Below are 21285 nucleotides of genomic sequence, written 5' to 3' on the forward strand. Positions count from 1 at the left end.
ATCCAACTACAATGTTACGAAATAAATCGCAAGAGAAGCGTTAAGGTATTTAATGATTTGATCGAGAACCATTCGTAGCAAAGCTGACTCTCTTGAAGAGTCGGCAGACATTATGATCATTTTTGGAAAGAAACTGTATATCATCCATGATATTGCGGACAAGCATGATGCCTATTCCACCTTTTTTCTTGGATTTGATGACCTCTTGCACGCTAGGCGTTTTGTATTCGGTAATATTAAAGCTATTCCCTATGTCCGTGATTTCAAAAGTGACGCCTTCTTTGGTGATATTGACTGTGATACTGATATGCTCATCAGGATTGCATCGATGACTATGAATCATGAGATTGGCACATACCTCATCTACAGCTAATACCATCATACCAGTATCAGCATCAGAAACATGATGCTGCTCTAGTACGTCTTGCACAAACTTACGTAGCTCGCTTAAGCGCTCCCTCTCACAATTTACCCGCAAATGATACTTCATTACACCTCCAACGCTTCACTCTTATCAGCCTTAATCATGAGTAGCTCATCAAGACCTAATATTCTAAAAACACTATATACTTTATCACTCAACCCAAAGAGCACAAACTTGACGTTTTGCGCTTTCATATCTTCTATATATGACATGAAAACACCCAACCCAGCAGAAGAAATATACTCTAATCTGCTTCCGTCTACTACGATATGCTGCTCTCCTGATTTCAGTGCTCTGGCGATCGTTTGATCTAGCTCTAGCGAGTTGCTAGCATCTATCTCCCCTATCAAGGTGATGAGCAAATAACCTGTCTCTTTTTTCTCTTCGATCTTCACCATAATATTCTATACGCTTGTAAAACCTTCAATGTTCTCATTATCAGATAAATTTAACAATCACTAAGCTGTAATCATCATCTACGTGGGTTCCTTCGCAGAAGGTATATACCGCTTCCATGAGTTTATCTTTGATTTCTTCGGCTGACTTTTCAGCATGCTCTTGAAGTACTGCCGCTAGCCTATCCATACCAAACTCCTCTTTTTGAGAGTTTCTAGCTTCTATGATTCCATCTGTGTACAGGACTAGGACATCCCCAGCTTCATAACGCTGTTTATTGACATGGATATACTGCTCATAGTGTTCATTACGCACCATCCCCAATGCCATTCCTTTTGTATCAAAGTAAAATGCCCGCTCAGTTTTTTTCTCATAAAATAAGCTCGGACACTGCCCTGCTCTACCAAATTCCATCTCCTGCTTAGCAGTATCGATGATGAAGTAAGCCACTGTGATAAAGGAATGTTTCTCCAGACAGCTACCTAGTGCTTGATTAGCATACTTCAAGAAGTCCTTCACGTCTAGTTTTAAAGGACTTAGACTATGAAAAACCCCCTTCATCTGAGACATATTGAAAGCTGCAGAAGTTCCTTTACCAGACACATCCCCTAATATCAATGCGTATTTATCGTCTGAGATATTATAAGTCTCATAGTAGTCACCTCCCACCTCATCCGCAGCTTCTGAAAAAGCAACTATTTCGAAGCTATCATTGTGATGAAGCTGATCTGGTAGCAGGGCTCTCTGTACTCTTTTGGCGATTTTGAGCTCTTCTTTGTAGCGTTCATTGACAAGCGCTTCTGAAAGCAACTCATAGTTTTCTACAGAGATGCTTGCCTGACTCACGAAGGTAGAGACGATATTAATCATCTCTTTATTAAACCCATCCTTGACCTCTTTGAGTAAGACCAAGTTTCCGATATGACTTTTATTCACTTGAATCGGGAAGATCAATACAGATTTGAAGCTACTATCTCTTAGAGTAGCCCCTACATGCTCTTTTTTAGTAGGCAATTCGTGTTTTTGGAGTAGGTTTCCCATGGACTTTACGCTCGTCAGTACCTTACGAGTCTTGGAAGCTTCTTCCTTAGATAGGCTCTTGCATATCTGAAACTCGCAGTCATCACCTGAGCTGTAAATCTCTAGCCATCCAGCATCTGCATAAACAGCACTCATCGAGCTATCAATGAGGATATCATAGACTTGCTCTTCACTTTGACCTGCTTGAATCGATTGGCTTAGTCGCTGAAAATTAAGGGCTTCCACTAATTTTTGCTCAAATACTGATGAAGTAGGTAAGTTGAATAAAATCACCAACAGTGAGAAAACACTATACAGAAAGATAAAACTGAAAAGCGCCAAGATGAAAGCATTGTCCAGAAGATCGTTGATCAAAGGGTATGCTTTGGAGTAGTCTATCAAGCTATCAAAAAAGAAGTATAGATATACTGAAGCGAGCAATACTAGCAAGACTGCTTGCCATTTTTGCTTAAAATTCAAATAAGGTACCCACTTGAGATTGACTGACTGAAATAGACCAAAAAGAAACAGAAATGTCAGAGAAATGATGAATTCTGAGCTATAAGGCTCTACAAAAAATACTAAAAACATTCCGATAAGGAGTGCATACTCGAAGAGGTTCCATCGTTTGATGAGTTGTGTGCTTCTCTGATAGAGGATCAGCTCCTTCCAAACTACAAAAGTGGATATCAGATAAATGGACACAAGCCCGATATTGATATGGTATAAGAGATTGACCCAGACAGCATCTTGACCAAGTCTAGAAGTACTGATACTTGCTAACACCATCTTGATCACAAAAGCTATGATGGTGGTCACTAGCCCTGTAGCGAAAACTTTCCACAAAAGATTAATGAAATCTAAATCTTCAAACCTTTTGATCCGTTGATTGAAATAGTAAAAAAGCGAAATGAAATAAAGGATGAGTAAAAACCTAGAAGCTTCCTGCGGAACTCCGATAACCATATCATTCTGCTCTCCAAAAACTAAAGCGAGGTCTACCAAGACCATAGCTATCCATGACAAGACAGCTAGCAGCAAGGTTAGTCGCATTTTGTTTTTATAAGAGATCGCCAAGGTTATTATGTTTTAACCCTCGAAGATAAGGAATTAGGACTTGAAACTACAAATCGAGTGTAGGATTCATCCTTGCATATTGATGAAATAAATTTAAATTGGAATATCTATGAAAAAGACACTCTTATTAATCCTTATCAGCTGTATCAGTTGGAGCTGTACAGATGCCCAAATCAAAGGCTTGCTCAATAAAATTCCTATCCAAGTCTCAGAAAAAGAGGTAGCATCTGGACTCAAGCAAGCTCTAGAAAAAGGTATCGAAAAAGGAACACAAGTAGCTTCAGCACCCAATGGCTTCTTCGGTAACCCTTTGATCAAAATTCCATTTCCAGAGGATGTAAAACAAGTAGAGACTAGACTCAGGCAGGCAGGCTTGAATAAGCAGGTTGATGAGTTTATACTTACACTAAATAGAGCCGCAGAAGATGCTTCTAAAGAAGCTTTGCCTATCTTCAAAGAAGCGATCTTGCAAATGAGTGTACAAGATGCTTTTGGGATACTCAAAGGTGAAAATGATGCAGCTACTTCTTACCTCAAAAGAACAACCTCTGCATCACTAGAGGCTAAATTTGAGCCAGTGATCGATGCTGCTTTGGATAAAGTAAATGCCACTAAATATTATGAAGACTTGGTGAATACGTACAATAAGATCCCTCTTGTCAAAAAGGTAGAGTCTGATCTCACGGAGTACGCTACTCAAAAAGCCCTAGACGGCCTCTTCACACTCGTAGCACAAGAGGAACTAAACATCAGAGAAAATCCAGGCGCTAGAACCACAGATCTACTGAAAAAAGTATTTGCACAGTAGGATTAGTTTGCAGCATCAGGACAGACTACAGATCAGTCCTGATGCCTATTTTTGATTGTTCGCACTTTCCAATAGCCCATCTTGTAATAAGTAAAAGCCACTATAGCGGCCACCAAATTTGAGATCGGGAAAGCCCACCAGATTCCATCAGAAGCTAATGCGGTCTTTTCTGAAAGCACGAAAGCTACTGGAAATCTGATCACCCATAAGCCGAAAACAGATATCAAAAGTGAGGCTTTAGTAAAACCAGCACCATTAAAGACTCCATTCAGCACTTGCTGTACACCTAGCAGACCAAAACTAGGTGCCATGATCTTGATGAACAGTGCTCCATCTTTGATCACCTGCTCATCACCTGGCACAAAAAAAGCAGTCAAAGGCTCTGCTAATAGATAAAGGATCAGTCCTATCCCTGTCAAGCCGAAAAATGCAATCTTGCTACTCAAGTCTCCAATTTTTTCTGCTCGCTTGATCTTATTGGCTCCTATATTTTGACCGACTAGACTTGTAGTCGCCATGGCAAAACCCAAGGCAGGCACTATCACTAGACTCAAGATGCGACTACCTATACCATAAGCTGCTACTACGCTACTACCAAAACTCGTTACTAGCATCACCATGACCGTCATAGCTGCTGAGCGGGAGGACTGCTCTAAGCTCGATGGAAGTCCTAATGTAAACATCCGCTTAGTCCATGACCAGTCGAAGTGCATGTCTTTGAAATTAATTTTGATGCCTCTCTTGCCTTTCCACAAAATCCAAATACCTATCAATGCGGATAATGCCTGTGTCGCTACACTTGCTACAGCAGCTCCTGAGACGCCATAGGCAGGAATTGGTCCCCAACCAAAAATAAAAAGTGGATCTAGAATCAGATTTAAAAAGACCGTTAGCAAAACGATGTACATAGGCAACATCACATTGCCGATTCCTCTCATGAGTGACTGAAAGACAAAAAACATAAATAAAAAAATAAAGCCTAGTGAGGAAATTTTAAAATACTCTACCGAATCTTCCAAAATGCTTTGCTCTGCTCCGACTAAACGCATGAGTGGTGCTGCTAAAAAGTACCCGACCATAGCTAAGAATATAGAGGTGAAAAAAATCACGAAGACCGTTTGAGAAGCACTGTAGTTGACTGCCCCTTGATCACCTGCTCCTTTGTGATTCGCTACAATGACTGTGCCTGCCAATGTCAGTCCAGCACCAAGTGAGAGCACCAAAAAGAGTATAGGAAAACTCAAACTTACTGCCGCTACCGCTTCCGCTCCTAATCTACCTAGCCAGAAAGTATCTATCAACTGATACATAGTCTGTAGGACATTGGCCATGATGATGGGTATCGCTAGACTGATGAGTGAGTTGAGTATCTTTCCTTCTGTATATTTGGATGGCTTCAAAGCTGATTAATCTGCTACTACTATGAAAAATGAATGCTACATCATATAAGGTAATAGATGCGTATAAAATTCCCTATGCATAAAAAAACCCCGTCATGTGACGGGGTCTCTGATTAGATATTTACCCTGATATGCAGCTCTTTGAGTTGCTCATCTGCTATTGTGCTAGGAGAGTCTATCATGACATCTCTACCTGAGTTATTTTTTGGGAAAGCGATATAATCCCTGATCGAATCAGACCCACCAAACATGGCACAGAGTCTATCAAATCCAAAGGCGATACCTCCGTGTGGTGGTGCTCCAAATTCAAACGCTTCCAATAAGAAACCAAATTGCTTCTGCGCCTCTTCTGGTGTAAAGCCAAGGTGCTTAAACATCAGTGACTGTGTCGTTCTATCATGGATACGGATCGAACCTCCACCAACTTCCACACCATTGATCACCATGTCATAAGCATTGGCTCTGACCTTGCCTGGATCTGTATCTAGGAGAGGGATGTCCTCTGTCTTCGGAGAAGTAAATGGATGATGCATCGCATGGTAGCGCTTAGTCTCCTCATCCCACTCTAGCAGTGGAAAATCTATCACCCAAAGGGGTTTGAATATATTGCGATCTCTTAACCCTAAATCTTCCCCCATTTTCAGACGAAGCTCTGACATTTGCTTTCTCACAGTAGCCGTATCTCCACTAAGCAGTAGCATCAGATCACCTGGCTTTGCACCCATAGCATCTGCCCAAGCTTTAAGATCTTCTTGGTTGAAAAATTTATCCACTGTAGACTTCAGCGTACCGTCAGTATTATACCTCACATAAACGAGTCCTTTAGCACCTATCTGAGGGCGCTTTACCCATTCGGTCAACTCATCAAGTTGCTTTCTAGTGTACTCGGCAGCACCTTGAGCATTGATACCGATGATTAGCTCAGCACTGTCAAATATGCCAAATCCTTTACCTTGAGCCACTTGATTGAGCTCGACAAATTTCATATCGAAACGTGTATCAGGCTTATCGTTACCATAATACTTCATAGCATCTGCAAAGGTCATCCTTGGGAAGTCCTTCAATTCTACACCTTTTACATTTTTAAAAAGATGTCTAGCGAGCCCTTCAAAAGTTGACAAAATATCCTCTTGACTGACAAAAGACATCTCACAGTCTATCTGAGTAAACTCTGGCTGTCTATCTGCTCTCAAATCTTCGTCTCTGAAGCATTTGACGATCTGGAAGTAGCGATCGAAGCCACTAACCATGAGCAGCTGCTTGAAAGTCTGTGGAGACTGGGGCAAGGCATAAAACTCCCCTGCATTGACCCTACTGGGCACTACGAAATCTCTAGCTCCCTCAGGAGTAGATTTGATCAGTACAGGAGTCTCTACCTCTATAAACTGCTGTGCATCTAGGTATCTTCTTGTCTCTTGCATCATGCGATGACGAAGCTGTAGCTTCTCTCTGACTACATTTCTGCGCAGATCTAAGTAGCGATACTTCATCCTCAGCTCATCCCCTCCATCTGTCTCATCTTCTATGATAAATGGTGGTACTTTAGCAGGATTCAAAACTTCGAGCGATTGGATTTTGATCTCTATATCTCCTGTTGGAATTTTATCATTTTTAGAAAAACGCTCTGAAACAACACCCTGGGCTTGGATGACGAACTCACGACCTAGTGATGCTGCCTTATCCAGCAACTCTGATGATACCTGACCGTCTTCAAGGATCAACTGTGTCAGACCATAGCGATCTCTCAAGTCTACCCAAATGATCCCTCCTTTATTTCTGACGCGCTGAACCCATCCGCATAGTGTTACTGACTGACCTACGTGCGCTATTCTGAGTTCTCCACAAGTATGTGTTCTGAGCATTTGATTGATTTTTTAATTAAAAAAACAAAGATAGAAGGTCTACAGCAATGCACCAATCGACCTAAAACTATTTTAATGGATCAATGAGAATATTTAAACTTTTGCCTTACTCTCTGTACCAGCTAAAAGACGCTTGATATTTGACCTATGGGTAAATACAAGCAGTACCACCACCACAAAACCGAAAATGACTAAACGCTGATCCACTGGCTGAAAATAAGGAACGAAAAGCAGCATCAAAGGAAAACACAGGGCTGATAACATAGAACTTAGTGAGACATACTTAGTGATCTTAAGCAAAATCAAAAAGACCACAAAACTAGCTAGTGTAGCTACTAGCTGTATGCCCAATACCATTCCCATAACCGTAGCTACGCCTTTGCCTCCTTTGAAGCCAGCAAAGATTGGATAAATATGACCCCCCACTGCCAATGCGCCTAATACGAGTTTATAATAGAAGGCAGCCTCCATGCTGATGAGTGATTGATCCACCATGCAAATACTAAGTGAGACCGCAGCAAAGCCCTTTAGCACATCTATCAGGAAGACAGCAAACCCAGGCTTTTTACCCAAAACTCTAAAAGTATTGGTAGCTCCAGCATTGCCACTACCATGCGCTCTCACATCTATGTTATAAAAAGCCTTTCCTACCCATACAGCTGTAGGAATCGATCCAAGTAAATAAGCCCCTAACAAGTAGAGGCCTATCGTCATATATGTCATCATCATTTATTAAAATCCATCTTTTTTCTCAACTGGTGCTTTTTCTTGCGCTGGCACATCCAAGTTGTATTTCTCTACGATACCGAAGTATGTCTTGCGGAAATTATCCACGAAGCGTTGCGCTTCTTCGAGATCTGCTGGCAAATAGGTAAACTCTCCAATCTTAGCAGATAGCGCATTATTTTTTGTTTTTACCAAGTCATAAAAGACCTTATTAGAAGAAGCAATAGAAAGTCTGATACCATCATAAGTAAAATAGTACCACTCACCTGCTGTCACATGTAGCAGAAGTGTGAAGAAATCTCCCTCATCTGATTTTCTGAGCTCCATAAAGCCTGGGACTTTAGCATTGATCGAGGTGCCTAGCACATTGGAGATGCCGATCTTACCTTCATTATAAAATGCCTTGCGCTCTCTAGACCACTTGAGATCTACACCAGATAGTACTAGTGGCATAGCAGCCAGCTCTGGAGAGTAACCCACGAGTGAGGTGTCTTTAGTAGCGATGGCTTCTTCATAGGCTTTGGCATTCGCATGACCTGTAAATTCGGAGGCTTTGTACAAGTAAGAAGTCAAGTCTCCATCTGCTTTTTCTAACCCAAGTCTAGGCACTAGCTTAGCCAGTTCTGAGGCCATTCCTGAGATCATTTCTGGATTGACTGGCCACTTGAAACCTATGAAAGCATCTATCTCAAAAGTACTGCTATCAGCATTACCTAAGCCAATACCAGAAGCTACCATCGCCAAGCGTTTATCATTACTGAAGTTCATCTTTCCTTCAAACTTCACCTCACCTGTAGTTTCATTGTAGGCATACATCTGACCATTATATTGCTCTCCTTTAGCTTTCGCGGGTGTTTCTATACGATACTCTCCTTTTTCTTCTTCAAAAGTCAGATTGCCCGATGGTCTGAAGAAAAGCTCATCATCCATCCTTTTAGTAGCTGCCAAGAAAGTACTATATAGCGCATAGTTAGAATAATAAAGTCCTGCGGTGAGGGGACTTCCATCCTCTGATTTTGCTTGATCAAAGTCTAGAGATATCTCTGGCTGCTCTGCAGAAGCTTTATAAGCGATCCACTCTAGCTTACCTTGTTTTTTCAAGTCTACTTTGATATATCCCTCTAGTTCCAGTCCTGGCTTGTTGGCTTTCATGATGAGATCGCCTTTATACTTAAAGCCTGGATAAAGCCCTAGATTCTCTCTCTCTAAAACTACTCCTGTTGCTTGTGTATAAGGTTTCTCTCCTGCAGGCTCGATCCACTGAAACTTACTAAACTTGATATTGAAAGTATCTCCAAGAGAGATGAACTGATAGAACCCCTCTCCTTCCATCCTATTTTTTGAAATGATATCGATGGAAGCATTGGTGATCGTGTGGTATTCGTTCTCAGCATCTAGGACTACTCTTGCATTGGTTAGCTGTCTGATCTTAGAGTTTTCGAGTACGGTTAGCTTATTTTCTGCTGGGAAAATCTTGCCATCCGCTACTAGAATATAAGGTACACCGCTGATCTCAAGCTCTTGCTTAGCGATGTCATAGACGGCATCCGTACCATTAAAAGAAAGCGAATCCATGCTTTCTCTAGTAGAGTAGAAGTAGCTATCCTCGAGTGGCGTACTCTCTGGCTTCTTCATGATGATCTTCTCAGCATTGAGATCCCAGCGAGCATTCGGAATGGATGTCTTATAGTACGCATAAGGAAACTCTAAGCTAGCCTTACCCGCATCTTCAGACTGGAGGTCAGCATAGTTTTCTGCGAAGTTGAAGTTGAGCTTGACGCTGTCTCCTTTCAGCAAAGCCCTACCTCCAGTATTAGAGTTTACCGTAAAGTCCGCCCCACGCGCGATCATCTCTGTTTCCTTGAAGGTGAAATCAGTCGATTTAGTGAGCGTATTTAGGATATCAAAGTCTCCTTGACCTTTGACTCCGTTCTTCGTGAGATAGAGTTCTCCTTTGAGATTTCCTTGTTTTTGGTAAAAAGCGAATGGCTCCGAGATCGTCCCTAGTCGCATACTATCTAATCCAGGAAACCACTTAAGTCTATGCGCTGGTAAATCCATCTGAGGAGTAGAGATGCCTTCATAGCTGCCAGCTATCATGCTACCACCTTTGCCTTTGGCTATGAGTGAGTCAGGGAAAAAAGTGCCATCCTCTAACTCCAGCGTAGCATTCATGTGTTTTAGTTCGCCATAGCCTTTGATACCAGACTTATCCATACTGATCGCTCCACTGAAAGTCGACTTGCTCTCATAGACAGCATAACCCTCAGCGGGCGTTTCGTGACTAAAGCCAAGTGAATTGTCAGGTCGTATCTTGAGCTTTTCCTCAAATTCAGGAAAGATTTTTCCAGAAACGAACTTCCCTTGGAAGCTGATCTTTGCAGGGTCTGAAGTCACTGTACTATCGATCTCAAATGGCGGCACATCAAAAAACACTTCTCTTCCATAGACTCCATCCAGTGTTTTCTCAGAATCAAAAAAGACCTTGGCCGTATCTAATGAAGCAAATTTTGGATATTCTGGCTTGGGTTTTAAGAAGGACTTATTATTTGGTTCATTGATGTAAAGAATACCGCTCGTCTCTGTGAGTTCATTATCAATCTCCACTTTTTCCTTATTCTCATTCTCTATTTTGAGTTGTATCTTATCGATCTGTTCTAGATTGATTGCAAAGGTATCGTAGTCCATCATGAACTTCTTTCCTTTGAAAGCAAACTTTCCTGACTCTATCCCTCCATCAAATCCTATCCTACGATTTGGATGAATTGTCACCAATTTATCCTCAGGCGTGATCACCATGTCTATCGAGTCACTGACATAAAACTTGTCTACCCCTACTAGGTTGAGCGTATTGTCACTAAGCAAAACGTAAGCACTGTATTTTTCATCCGATACAGAGGGTATCAAGATATTATCATAGTCCGTCTTTCTGGTGGATGATTCGAAAGCATGGATAAGTTTATCCTTGATAATCACATAGCGACTTGACCTGTCAAAGGAGATAAAGCCTTCTGCATCTAGTGAAGCGCAGATCGTGACAAGTGTATTTTCATTCTTGCCTTTTTCGAAAGCTAAATCACCGATAAAAAACTCACGCACACCTTTTTCTTCAGCATAGCTAGCGAGCAATCCTATCGGATGAAAGTCTAGCATATATGACTGCTGAAGGTATTCCTTTCTGTTGAAATAGTTTTTGGAAATCGCCATCGTAGGGATTTCACTTTTTCCTCTGAGCACACTGAAACCGAGCGTATCACCATCTAGTGTCCAGTTCATCGTCTGTGCCATCAGCTCCATCTCAAACATACTCAGGTGATAGTTGGCATAGCGATAAGCACCCACCTCACTGATCTCTAAGGAAAGATCTTTAGTCTTAGCATCGAATCGTACGATAGCTCCAGGATGATAGATCGAGTCAGCTCCATGAAAAATCGTCACACTGGCGGGATCACTAGAGACTCGGCCATTGACTTTATCAATGTTGAAAAATGGTGAAGCCACTTTGAAGGCCAGCTCAGACCCTCTATAATACTCCATTTCAGTCTTGGCACTGTAGAGACCTGCATTGCTTTGCTTACTTCCGACTAGGGAAAATCCACTCGTAAATTTGATCTCGGATCCCATGCCATAGTCTATAGGCAAGTCATTATTGTAAGATCTAAAAGCTGGACTAGAGGTATCTACTGGACCTTTGACTACATACCTGAAAGTCCCTTCGATGGGTTTGTCTACAGCAGGATGGGTCATGACGGCACTTTCTCCACTTAGCTCTAACATGGAAAAATTGAAATCATAGTTTTGAAGTGCTACCGAGATATTCTGACCATTGCTCTTAGAGCTTGGCCAGATATAGTTGCCTGCCTCGCCATAAGCGAAGTCATTGCCAAAAGTGAAAAAGAATTTAGTGTTTTCTAGTGTGGATTTTTCTGCACCTTTTGTGATCTGAATACTAGTTCCTTTGAGCGCTATAGAGGGATCAGGAGCATAGTATTCTTCGCTATCCATGGCATTGTCTGGATAGAGTAGTTGCATGCTTCCTCCTGAGATGCTTGCTTGATAGCCATTGCCTTTGAGAAAAACTCCAGAAGTAGCAAAATCTGCCATTTTATTATAATAAGCAATGATCTCAGGTTGAGACCTATTTTCCAGCATCCATCTCACAGTCTTGAGTGCTACAGATTTCTCAGAACTAGGTAAGACATTACCTTCTTTGATCGCAAATAATACCGCCAACATGGACTTGCCCGTTTCAGAGGAAAAATTATAATCCAGCAAAACTGCACTCGCTGCTGATATCTCATCTCGCTCACTACCCGTCCAACTACCATCAGCCCATGCAGTCTCAAACTTCTGAGCCAAAGCAGTAGCTTCGGCAGTGCGCAGTCCTTTGACTTTGATCACTAGCTCGCCCACAGCATCTCTCGTAGCTCCTTGAGAGAAGCCTAATTGTTGACTCGCGATGAGTATTAGGACTAAAACACACTTGATTGCTTTCATATTTATCCCTTTATCAATCTTAAAGCTGCCCAGTCATTTCGAACTTTACTTTGATCTAATGTAAATCCACAAGCTTCAGCCTCTGCTTGTACCTGTGGGATATCCGTCTCATAAAACCCACTCAAAAGCAAGTAAGTGCCTTCCTTTGCTAGCTTCACATAAGCTTCCATCTCGTTGAGCAAAACATTCTTATTGATATTCGCAATCAATATGTCAAATGCGCCCGTAGGATTCACTGTAGTAACGATTCCTTGAGCTAATTTGATATCTGGCATTTCATTGAGTAGGAAGTTTTCATGACTATTTTCGACAGACCATTCATCCATGTCAAAAGCCTCTATATCAGTAGCTCCCAGTTTTCGTGCCATGATCGCTAGGATACCTGTTCCGCATCCAATGTCTAGGACGCGCTTGCCTTGGTGATCGATCTCCAGCTGATGCTCTATCATCAAGTGTGTAGTGGCATGATGACCCGTGCCAAAGGACATCTTAGGATTGATCAAAATCTCATATGGATATGCTGGCTGTGGCTTATGAAAAGACGCTCGTATGAGTACTTTTTCACTCACGATGATAGGATCGTAGCTTTTTTCCCACTCTTCATTCCAGTTTTTTTTCTCCAAGACACCTTCTGTAACAATGATCGAAGCGATCTCCTCATAGCGATCTATTACTTCTTGATAGGTAGCCCTATCAAATAGGCTCTCTTCGACATAGGCATCAAGACCAGTATCTGTCTCCAAAAATGAATCAAAACCCACTTCTGATAGCTCTGCTACTAGGATATCTACAAAGTCTAACTGGCAAGTGATCTGAAAAGAAAGGTAATTCATAAGCTATAGAAAATAAGCCCGATGAAGGGCTTATGTGAATTAAAATGATTTGACGATATCTACGAAATCTCTAGATTTTAAGGACGCGCCTCCGATGAGACCTCCATCTACATCTGGCTGACTAAACAGCTCATGCGCATTGTCTGGCTTACAACTACCTCCGTAAAGAATAGATATATTATCCGAAATATCTCTACCATACTGTGCAGCTAGATGCTCCCTGACCACCAAGTGTATCTCTTGTGCCTGTGCGGATGACGCTGTCTTACCAGTACCGATCGCCCATATAGGTTCATAAGCGATGATCATCTTCTGAATATCTTCCGCACTAAAATCGAAAAGACTCTCTGTCAATTGTTGCTTGACATAAGCGTTTTGTTGATCAGCTTCACGAATTTCCAAAGGCTCTCCACAGCAAAATATCGGAGTCAAACCATTTGCCAAAGCTTGCTTAACCTTGTCAGTCAAAAGTGTATTAGACTCTGCATGATACTCTCTGCGCTCACTGTGTCCTATGATTACATGACTCACCCCTACAGATTTCAACATACTTGCTGAGACTTCCCCAGTGTATGCTCCTGCCTCTTTGGCACTGCAATCCTGCGCACCTACATGGACTTGTGCTACACCTTGACTAAGCTTACTCACACCAGATAGATGGATAAAAGGTGCACACATGATGACTTTCACATCTGACTTGACCTCATCTTGTACCATATGGATGACCTCAGAGGCTAACTTTAAGCCTTGGTCATATGTATTATTCATCTTCCAGTTTCCTGCTACTATTTTTTGTCTCATGATTGTGCGTTTGTATTAGATAGGTTTGAATATTGATCAGACAAATTTAGCAAAATAAGAGAAAGGACAAGGTATATAAAAGCAAAGCGGATCAAGTGAGTAAAGCAATCATTCGTCATTTTATTAATAATTGAATAAATTTATCCCATGGCTTATTACGACTTTAGTGAAAACAAAAAGAAAGTGCGCAAAAAGCTCACCCCTGCCGCTGCTAAGGAAAAGATAGCCGCCTACTGCGCCTATCAAGAGCGCTGTCAGCAAGAGGTCAGGACTAAGCTCTACGAATATCAATTGTCCTCAGATGACGTAGATGAACTGATCGTTTGGTTGATTACTGAAGGATTTTTAAATGAAGAAAGATTTGCTCAAAGCTATGTCAGGGGAAAGTTTAGGATAAAAAAGTGGGGAAGAATCAAAATACTCCAAGGGCTCAAACAAAAGAATATCTCTGAATACTGTATCAAATCTGGCATGAAGGAGATCGACCCAGAGGAATATTGGAACACACTCTGCACGGTGGCTGAGCAGAGAGCGAGCAAAACTACCGCACCGAATGACTATATCCGACAACAGAAACTAGCACAATACCTCATGAGCAGGGGCTTTGAAACAGACCTCGTCTGGGAAGCTGTCAAATCACTTGAGTCGCGGTAACCATCTGCTATAAAGCACATAGAGTCTCAGCAGCGCTAATACGATCAGCGGCAAAGCAACTGCATGATAGGACTGCACACCAAAAACCCACACGAGCAAGGCAGCATCTACTATAATAATCGCCCCTAAGAGATATTTAGAAAGCCATGCAAGTGGTTTATTTCTAATAAGTGCCACAGCGAGCAAAAGGTGAGTAGGCATTGCCCAGAGGATATTCCAGTTTCCAGCGGTAGCCTGATGATCCGTCCCAAACCAAAGAAAAGCGACCAAGAGTCCTAAGAGACCATAAGCCAAAGTCCATGCAATATCAAACCCTCTAAAAATCCGGTTTCTCTTAAAGCTAACGTAAGACAATACCACACCAATCAAGAGTAAAATCCAGAAAATCCTAGGTGATACCAGCAAGCTTGATTCATTTACTGGTTCAAAATCAAAAATGACCTCTTGCGAAGCTACAAGTGGGCGTGTAGGACCATCTCCTACGATACTCGCCTCAGCAAATCCAGACTCCATGTAGTCTGGCAAAAACATGGCTTCTTCAGATGTAGCCACCTCATCTATCACACTCCCCAGCGCCAAGTCTATCCCAAAGTCAGCCCACGGCATATTGCCTAAATATTCATCGATCAGATTTCTGAAGGTCTTGTCACTTTCCTGTACGGGTATCTTCAATCGATCTCCCAAAACAGTCTGCAAGACATCCCGTATCCTCGTAGCGCAATTGTCAAAAAAGAAATCATACTGATAGTATCTATTTTCCTCTTGAGCGTTTATCATCAAAAAGTCAAAAACCTCTTGCTTCTGATCTTCAGAAAGGTTCAAAACCTGCTCCCGCATGCTTCTCTGCTCTCTGTAGTAAGCTCTATAGAAATTTTCATAATTATTTACTGCCAAAAAGTAGTTGAGCTTACCTCTGACAAAATTGACATAAAAGCCCGGTGCATTGAAATCAAAAGTGCCATAATTAAATACCAAGTCTAAGCCCATCACAGGATCATGTACCCTAAGTGCACTATGCCCAAAAGCTGAATATAGCGCAGACCCAGGGTCGCAAGTTAGGAGGCTGACTTTTGCCTGATCACTTAACTGCTGCGCTTGAACTTGCTGACAAAAGACTAGAATTAAAATACTAAGGATTAGACTTCTCATGCCATTTGGTTTTAAATATCAAACATACATAAAAAAATGAAAGCGCACGCTCAGACATAGCCAAGCAACCTGATGGAATCTAGTCGATCAAAAATCTTAGTGACAATAAAGTAATATTAATTTTATATAATTTTAAACATATTTTTATATATTAAAACAATTTTAAAAGTCTTAATAATACTTATAAGACATATATATTAATAAATGCATTATGAATCGCTATTTTTTGATCATATACATTTTTCTCTGTCTCTATTTCCCTTCAAATGGGCAGACTATAGGGGACTATCGCAACGCGATTCAAAATGGGAATTGGAATGAGGCCTCTACTTGGGAGACATATAATGGTACTACTTGGGTAGCTGCCACACAAAAACCTGCACTAAATGATGATGTCTATCTCAACTTTGATGCACAAGTCAATCTTACCCAAACAGAAAGCTGTCGTAATCTCTACCTCAATGGTGATGCTGGCACCAATGCGGTACTCTTACTCGCTGATTTTACTTTAGAAGTATTTGGGACATTAAATGCCTTCACGGGATCTGCGCCTGGATTACCTAGCAGTGTCAATATCGGCAGTGGATGGATCCAAGGTAATCCATCTGGCGCTATTCTTATCAAAGGATCTTCACGTGACTTAAATAATTCAGCAGGTGCTTGGTCTGCTGGCACTAATCACGCCTTTAGACTCCTTATAGACCTCGATCCTGGTCAAATTGTCACTCTGCTCACCAATATCAAAGTAGGTGAACTTAGGCTTATCAGCGGAAGACTCAACGCTGGAAACAATAACATCGGAGCACAGGATCTAACTATCCAAAGCGGGGCTATCCTACAGTCTAATTCTGGTACTATTGCTGCACTTAATGCTGGTGGAACTGGAGTGGGCAATAGCTTTACGCTGGAGGCAGGTGGTACTTTTGACATAGATGCACTCAATCCATCCATCGAGTATAGCCAAGTCATACTACAAGGGACAGTTCGCTACACAAGAGATGAAAAGCAAAATAGTCTCAATGAAATCAGCCTAGGAGTATCTCCTAACCTTTATGAAGGGGATTTGGTCAATGTGTTTGGGCGTGAACTTGAGCTTAGAGATGATATTGTGCTCCAAGGCGACTTCATCGGAGCTGTTGGAACTTTCCTATCTGGTACTTTCCGTCTATCACTCACAGGAAATCGCAATCAACAACTAACTAATCTTAATGCTCCTAGACTGACCATAGACAAATCTACAGGCAATACTACACTGCTGACTAATTTGACAATCACTAATAACCTGACGCTCAATGCTGGTATACTCAATCTTAACAACTTTCAGCTTAACTTAGGGAATAGTGCAAGTCTTACAACAACTAATGGAAGAATTAATGCCAATGGGACAGTTCGAAAATCTTATGCCAATGGTGAAAATCTCACCATCACCATTCCTTTTTGGGTAGGCCCTTTCAATCGAACCATTCGTATCAATGGTGCAAGCTTTCTATCCTCTGGAAATGCTTTTACTTTCAGTCATACACTCTCCGAGACTGTCAATAATGTCAGCTTCTTAGACGGTCTCGCCACCATCAGAAGGGTCAATACTTCTGCTTGGAATATCGTCCGTGAGGGGAGTTCACTATTGACTGGAGCATCGCTAAGCTTGACTGCTGGAGGGATGGATATAGCCAGTGCAGATCAAATACGCATCACAAGGCTAAACAGCAGCGCACCTGGAAGCAATACTGTAGGAAGTTTAATAGGAGGTGATTTCGTAGCTAATAGAACTGGTATATCTCTCAATAATCTCTCTGGCAACTTCTATGTCTCTTCTACTAATACCAACTCAACACTCCCCGTAGAATTGGTATATTTACAAGCAGTACAAGTAGAGAATAGCGTCCAGCTGAAATGGCAAACAGCCAGTGAAGAAAACAATTCTCACTTTGAAATAGAGCGATCCATTGGAAGTGCAATGAACTTTGAGCAAATAGGCCTCATTGATGGTCATGGTACAACAACTACGCCTAAAGCCTATCAATATATAGACGATGTTGTCCCTGTCAAAAATCAAAATCTATATTACCGATTAAAGCAAATCGACTATGATGGAGCTTATGAATACAGCCCAGTAATTAAAGCTAGTATTGATTATAAAGCAAAGACTGAAACCTCTTGGGCTGTATATCCAAACCCATATAGACAAGGTAGGTTGAGCATCACTTTACTTGATCCATCCTTATTAACTCATGATCAGCACACCTTTAGTCTGCACAATATGTATGGAGAACTTAAAGTAAAGGTAAAAGACTCTATCTCGAGAGGTGCTTCCAGTATAGAATCATTTTTGGTCACGGCACCTAAAGGCATATATATTTTACAAATTAAAAGCGGTCAACAAATACAAAGTTTTCGACTGATAAGAGACTAAAGGTACTTGATCATGGTATCTATGATCCTTTTAGCCTTGGCTCCATAAGGAGGATGTAGCAACTTAGTAGCGGTCAAGCCTGTTCGCTGTTTCATGACCCCTTTTTCATTGCTAAAAGCTTTAAAACCAAAGTAGCCATGTGCTTTTCCTATACCACTGTTATTGACTCCACCAAATGGCAACTCTGGGTGCAAAAAATGTAGCACACAATCATTGATCAATGCACCTCCTGCAGAGGTTTTTTCTAGCACTTCTTGACTACATTCTTTCTCTTGAGAAAACACATAGAGTGCTAATGGCTTAGGCTTTTGATTGATCAAATCTATCGCCTCTTGAATATTTTGATAGGTTTTGATAGGTAGTATTGGACCAAATATCTCCTCTTGCATGATTTGTGAATCATCTGATGGATTTAAAACCAAAGTAGGTTCCATATACCTATCTGCTCTATTCACCATTCCTCCTTTGATCACCTGCCCGCCTTTGGCTTGTACGTCATTGAGCATCTCATTTAAGCGATCAAAGTGCTTTTCATTCACTATCCTTGCGTAGTCAGCCGATGCATGAATTCCTTTATCATCTGCATTGTACATTTTATCGATTTGCTCCTTCATAGCATCTATGAGCGGTGCTATCTTAGACTCATGTACTAGCAGATAGTCAGGCGCTATGCAAGTCTGCCCACAGTTGACAAATTTCCCATAAACAATCTTACCAGCCGCATCTGCTATGTTAGCAGAAGCATCAATGATTGCAGGAGATTTTCCTCCAAGCTCTAGCGTAACGGAGGTCAGGTGCTCTGCTGCAGCCCGCATGACGATCTTGCCTACTTGAGGACTTCCTGTAAAAAAAATATGGTCAAAAGGCAGGTTTAAAAGCATGGTAGAGACCTCCACTTCTCCTTCAAAAATTGCTACCTCAGCAGGATAAAAAAGATCTCCCACCATCTGAACGAGGAGTCTAGCTGTATGAGGAGTCATCTCTGATGGCTTCAAAATCGCTGTGTTCCCAGCGGCTATAGCAGACACCAATGGCCCCACCATCAGATTAAATGGATAGTTCCATGGTGCGATGATGAGACATACACCCTTTGGCTCATATTGGACATAAGAAGAAGTTCCTAGCAAACTAAGTGGAGTAGAAACAGGCTCATCTTTCATCCACTTCTTCAGATCTTTGAGGGCATGATTGATCTCTGCAAGGACCACATAGATCTCAGTCATGTCTACCTCAGCAGCTGGTTTTCTAAAGTCTTGATAGAGTGCTTCTCTGATGGCATCTTTATGGGTCAGTATCCATTCTTTGAGTTTCTTCAACTTAACCAGTCGTTCTTCAGCATTGCTAGACCTGAGCCTGATCGCTTGCTCCTTTTGCTTGTCGAAAGTATCTTGAATAGTCTCCTTGAGTCTGAGATATGCGAGTGTTTCCATGAGGTATGCTTTTGTGGTAAGTTACAACATGAGTGGCATAAACAAAAGAAAGAGCACCCCTCATCACAGAGAAGCGCTCATTTATCAATTTGCTTTTTATTATTAAAAGGAAAACCCAAAAATCTTCTCAGCTAAGATCACGAGAAAAAATAGTCCTAATGCCACTGGTGCGATATAGCTTATGACAAAATTGATATACTTATTCATAAAGCTTCCTCGATAGCTTTCATTCCCCTGTGCTATTTCATCAGTGAGCGCAGCTAGTTTCCATCTGTGCGCAATGAAGATCGACATCAAAAATCCTCCTAATGGCAATCCTATGTCTGAGAAAACTTCCGCCACAAAATCCAGGGTGGATTTTCCTCCATAAAAAGGGAGCGAAGAGAAAGCCGCTACAGCACCTTGAGATAACATACTTGGCAATCCAATCAAGAATACTAAAAGTGCCATACCCCATACAGCCCATTTACGTGCTACTTTTTTCTGGTCTACGATATAGGCTACAGGGATTTCTAGAAGCGAAATCGTGGATGTCAATGCCGCAAAACAAAGTAATAGGAAAAAGCCTCCACCGATCACTTTGCCCAAGATAGGCCCCATCGCTTGAAAGATGCCTGGAAGTACGATAAAAACAAGTCCTGGTCCTTGCGCTGGCTCTTGACCTTGAGAAAATACCAAAGGAAAAATCAGTAATCCCGCTAAAAAAGCAACTGCTATGTCCATAAAAGTAATCATAGTCGCTGACTGCGTGATGTTTTGATTTTTCTCTACATAAGATCCATAAGTAATCAATCCTCCCAAGCCTAATGATAAGGAGAAAAAAGCCTGACCCACCGCTGAGTAAATAGTCTCTAAATTCAACTCTGAAAAGTCCGGTAAGAGATAAAACTTAACACCATCCATCGCATTAGGAAGTGTCAAGCTATAGCCAATCAAAACCAATAAAATGATGAAAAGCATCGGCATCATGATCTTAGAGGCCTTTTCTATACCACCTTTTACCCCTTTGGCCACTATAAATGCCGTAATCAACATAAAACCCAAAGAAAAGATCAGGTTGTCAGACACATCTGCCACGTACGTCCCAAAGAAATCTCCAAAACTTGGCGTCTCTAGCAGGTCTCCAAATGATATCTCCAAGAAATATCCAAAGGCCCAGCCAGCAACTACATTGTAAAAAGAGAGAATCATAACTCCACATAGGATTCCAAATAGACCTAGAAAACCCCAAGATTTTCCCCCAAGGAGCTTATATGATCCATAAGCATCAGATTGAGCTCTGCGACCGATGGCGATTTCTCCTACCATGATCGGGTAGCAAATCAAGAATGTGCAGAGGATATAAATTAACAAAAATGCAGCACCGCCATTTTCACCAGTCTCATAGGGAAACTTCCAAATGTTACCTAGACCTACTGCTGAACCTGCCGCTGCTAATACAAACCCTAATCTGCTAGAAAAACCTCCTCTTGCTGCCATATCTTTTCACAATAATTAAAATGAAGCCATGAAAATGAGCTTTTCCTCAAAAGAAAACAAATCTAAAGTACTTGATTTGTCAAAATTGTATTTGAGAGAATCCTCAAAAGCTAACCTTTTGTGTTCAGGAGGCGTTATATATGTATATAAAAGGAGAAATGTGATGGATATCAGTTTAAAATCAATCATCAGTAGTGAGCATATCAAGCCAAACTTGAAACTGAACATGCTCAAAAACTACATACAGAAAATCAAGAAAGAAAGGCACGCCAGACGTGCGCATAAAAAATCAAAGGGAGCTTAAAGCTCCCTTTTT

16 protein-coding genes are annotated in these 21285 nt (G+C 41.4%); 4 read left to right on the forward strand and 12 right to left on the reverse strand.

The window, feature by feature from the left end; genetic code table 11:
* Positions 1-49: 49 nt before the first annotated feature.
* Genes I5349_RS04450 through I5349_RS04460 form a run of 3 tightly spaced genes read right to left on the reverse strand, consistent with a single transcriptional unit; the run spans position 50 to position 2893 of the window.
* Positions 50-490: an ATP-binding protein gene (locus I5349_RS04450; protein ID WP_226389536.1), complete on the reverse strand. Its 441-nt coding sequence runs from the start codon at positions 488-490 to the stop codon at positions 50-52.
* Complete coding sequence (locus I5349_RS04455; RefSeq protein WP_226389537.1) at positions 490-822, reverse strand: STAS domain-containing protein; 333 nt, start codon at positions 820-822, stop codon at positions 490-492. Before I5349_RS04455 ends, I5349_RS04450 begins: the two co-directional genes overlap by 1 nt.
* 40 nt (positions 823-862) lie before the next feature.
* On the reverse strand, positions 863-2893 hold the full coding sequence (locus tag I5349_RS04460; protein ID WP_226389538.1) for a GAF domain-containing SpoIIE family protein phosphatase: 2031 nt from the start codon (positions 2891-2893) through the stop codon (positions 863-865).
* Positions 2894-3026: 133 nt separating this feature from the next.
* Between I5349_RS04460 and I5349_RS04465 the strand changes: the two genes are divergently transcribed.
* The gene (locus I5349_RS04465; protein ID WP_226389539.1) at positions 3027-3725 is read left to right on the forward strand and encodes a DUF4197 domain-containing protein; all 699 of its coding nucleotides are present in this window, start codon (positions 3027-3029) and stop codon (positions 3723-3725) included.
* Between the two features lie 32 nt (positions 3726-3757).
* Here the strand turns inward: I5349_RS04465 and I5349_RS04470 are convergent, their stop codons facing one another.
* From I5349_RS04470 to tpiA, 6 genes are all read right to left on the reverse strand, one after another.
* Positions 3758-5125, reverse strand: a complete 1368-nt coding sequence (locus I5349_RS04470; protein WP_226389540.1) for an MATE family efflux transporter — start codon at positions 5123-5125, stop codon at positions 3758-3760.
* 113 nt (positions 5126-5238) lie between these two features.
* Complete coding sequence (gene aspS, locus I5349_RS04475) at positions 5239-6987, reverse strand: aspartate--tRNA ligase (RefSeq protein WP_226389541.1); 1749 nt, start codon at positions 6985-6987, stop codon at positions 5239-5241.
* A 93-nt stretch (positions 6988-7080) separates the two neighbouring features.
* Positions 7081-7716, reverse strand: a complete 636-nt coding sequence (plsY, locus tag I5349_RS04480; RefSeq protein ID WP_317194224.1) for a glycerol-3-phosphate 1-O-acyltransferase PlsY — start codon at positions 7714-7716, stop codon at positions 7081-7083.
* Between the two features lie 3 nt (positions 7717-7719).
* The gene (locus I5349_RS04485) at positions 7720-12210 is read right to left on the reverse strand and encodes a hypothetical protein (protein WP_226389542.1); all 4491 of its coding nucleotides are present in this window, start codon (positions 12208-12210) and stop codon (positions 7720-7722) included.
* A 2-nt stretch (positions 12211-12212) separates the two neighbouring features.
* Positions 12213-13043: a 50S ribosomal protein L11 methyltransferase gene (gene prmA, locus I5349_RS04490; protein WP_226389543.1), complete on the reverse strand. Its 831-nt coding sequence runs from the start codon at positions 13041-13043 to the stop codon at positions 12213-12215.
* A 39-nt stretch (positions 13044-13082) separates the two neighbouring features.
* A complete protein-coding gene (gene tpiA / locus I5349_RS04495; protein WP_226389544.1) occupies positions 13083-13844 on the reverse strand; it encodes a triose-phosphate isomerase in 762 nt (253 codons plus the stop codon).
* A 147-nt stretch (positions 13845-13991) separates the two neighbouring features.
* On the opposite strand from tpiA, the gene I5349_RS04500 reads away from it, so the two are divergent.
* Complete coding sequence (locus I5349_RS04500) at positions 13992-14498, forward strand: regulatory protein RecX (protein WP_226389545.1); 507 nt, start codon at positions 13992-13994, stop codon at positions 14496-14498.
* On the opposite strand, the gene I5349_RS04505 is transcribed toward I5349_RS04500, so the two are convergent.
* A complete protein-coding gene (locus I5349_RS04505; RefSeq protein WP_226389546.1) occupies positions 14481-15647 on the reverse strand; it encodes a lipoprotein N-acyltransferase Lnb domain-containing protein in 1167 nt (388 codons plus the stop codon). The genes I5349_RS04500 and I5349_RS04505 overlap by 18 nt on opposite strands.
* Before the next feature lie 211 nt (positions 15648-15858).
* Here I5349_RS04505 and I5349_RS04510 point away from each other — a divergent pair, with 211 nt between their 5' ends.
* On the forward strand, positions 15859-18060 hold the full coding sequence (locus I5349_RS04510; protein WP_226389547.1) for a T9SS type A sorting domain-containing protein: 2202 nt from the start codon (positions 15859-15861) through the stop codon (positions 18058-18060).
* Here I5349_RS04510 and I5349_RS04515 read toward each other — a convergent pair.
* Together I5349_RS04515 and I5349_RS04520 are read right to left on the reverse strand one after the other, a co-directional pair.
* Positions 18057-19490 carry an aldehyde dehydrogenase family protein gene (locus I5349_RS04515; RefSeq protein ID WP_226389548.1) on the reverse strand — a complete coding sequence of 478 codons (1434 nt, stop codon included), beginning with the start codon at positions 19488-19490 and terminating at the stop codon, positions 18057-18059. The two genes, I5349_RS04510 and I5349_RS04515, sit on opposite strands and share 4 nt — an antisense overlap.
* Positions 19491-19592: 102 nt before the next feature.
* Positions 19593-20969: a sodium-dependent transporter gene (locus tag I5349_RS04520; protein ID WP_226389549.1), complete on the reverse strand. Its 1377-nt coding sequence runs from the start codon at positions 20967-20969 to the stop codon at positions 19593-19595.
* Between the two features lie 163 nt (positions 20970-21132).
* Between I5349_RS04520 and I5349_RS04525 the strand changes: the two genes are divergently transcribed.
* Entirely contained in the window at positions 21133-21273 is a 141-nt protein-coding gene (locus I5349_RS04525) for a hypothetical protein (protein WP_226389550.1), read from the forward strand.
* Positions 21274-21285 lie beyond the last annotated feature (12 nt).

The sequence above is a fragment of the Penaeicola halotolerans genome (assembly GCF_016464625.1).
Lineage (GTDB): Bacteria > Bacteroidota > Bacteroidia > Cytophagales > Cyclobacteriaceae > Penaeicola > Penaeicola halotolerans.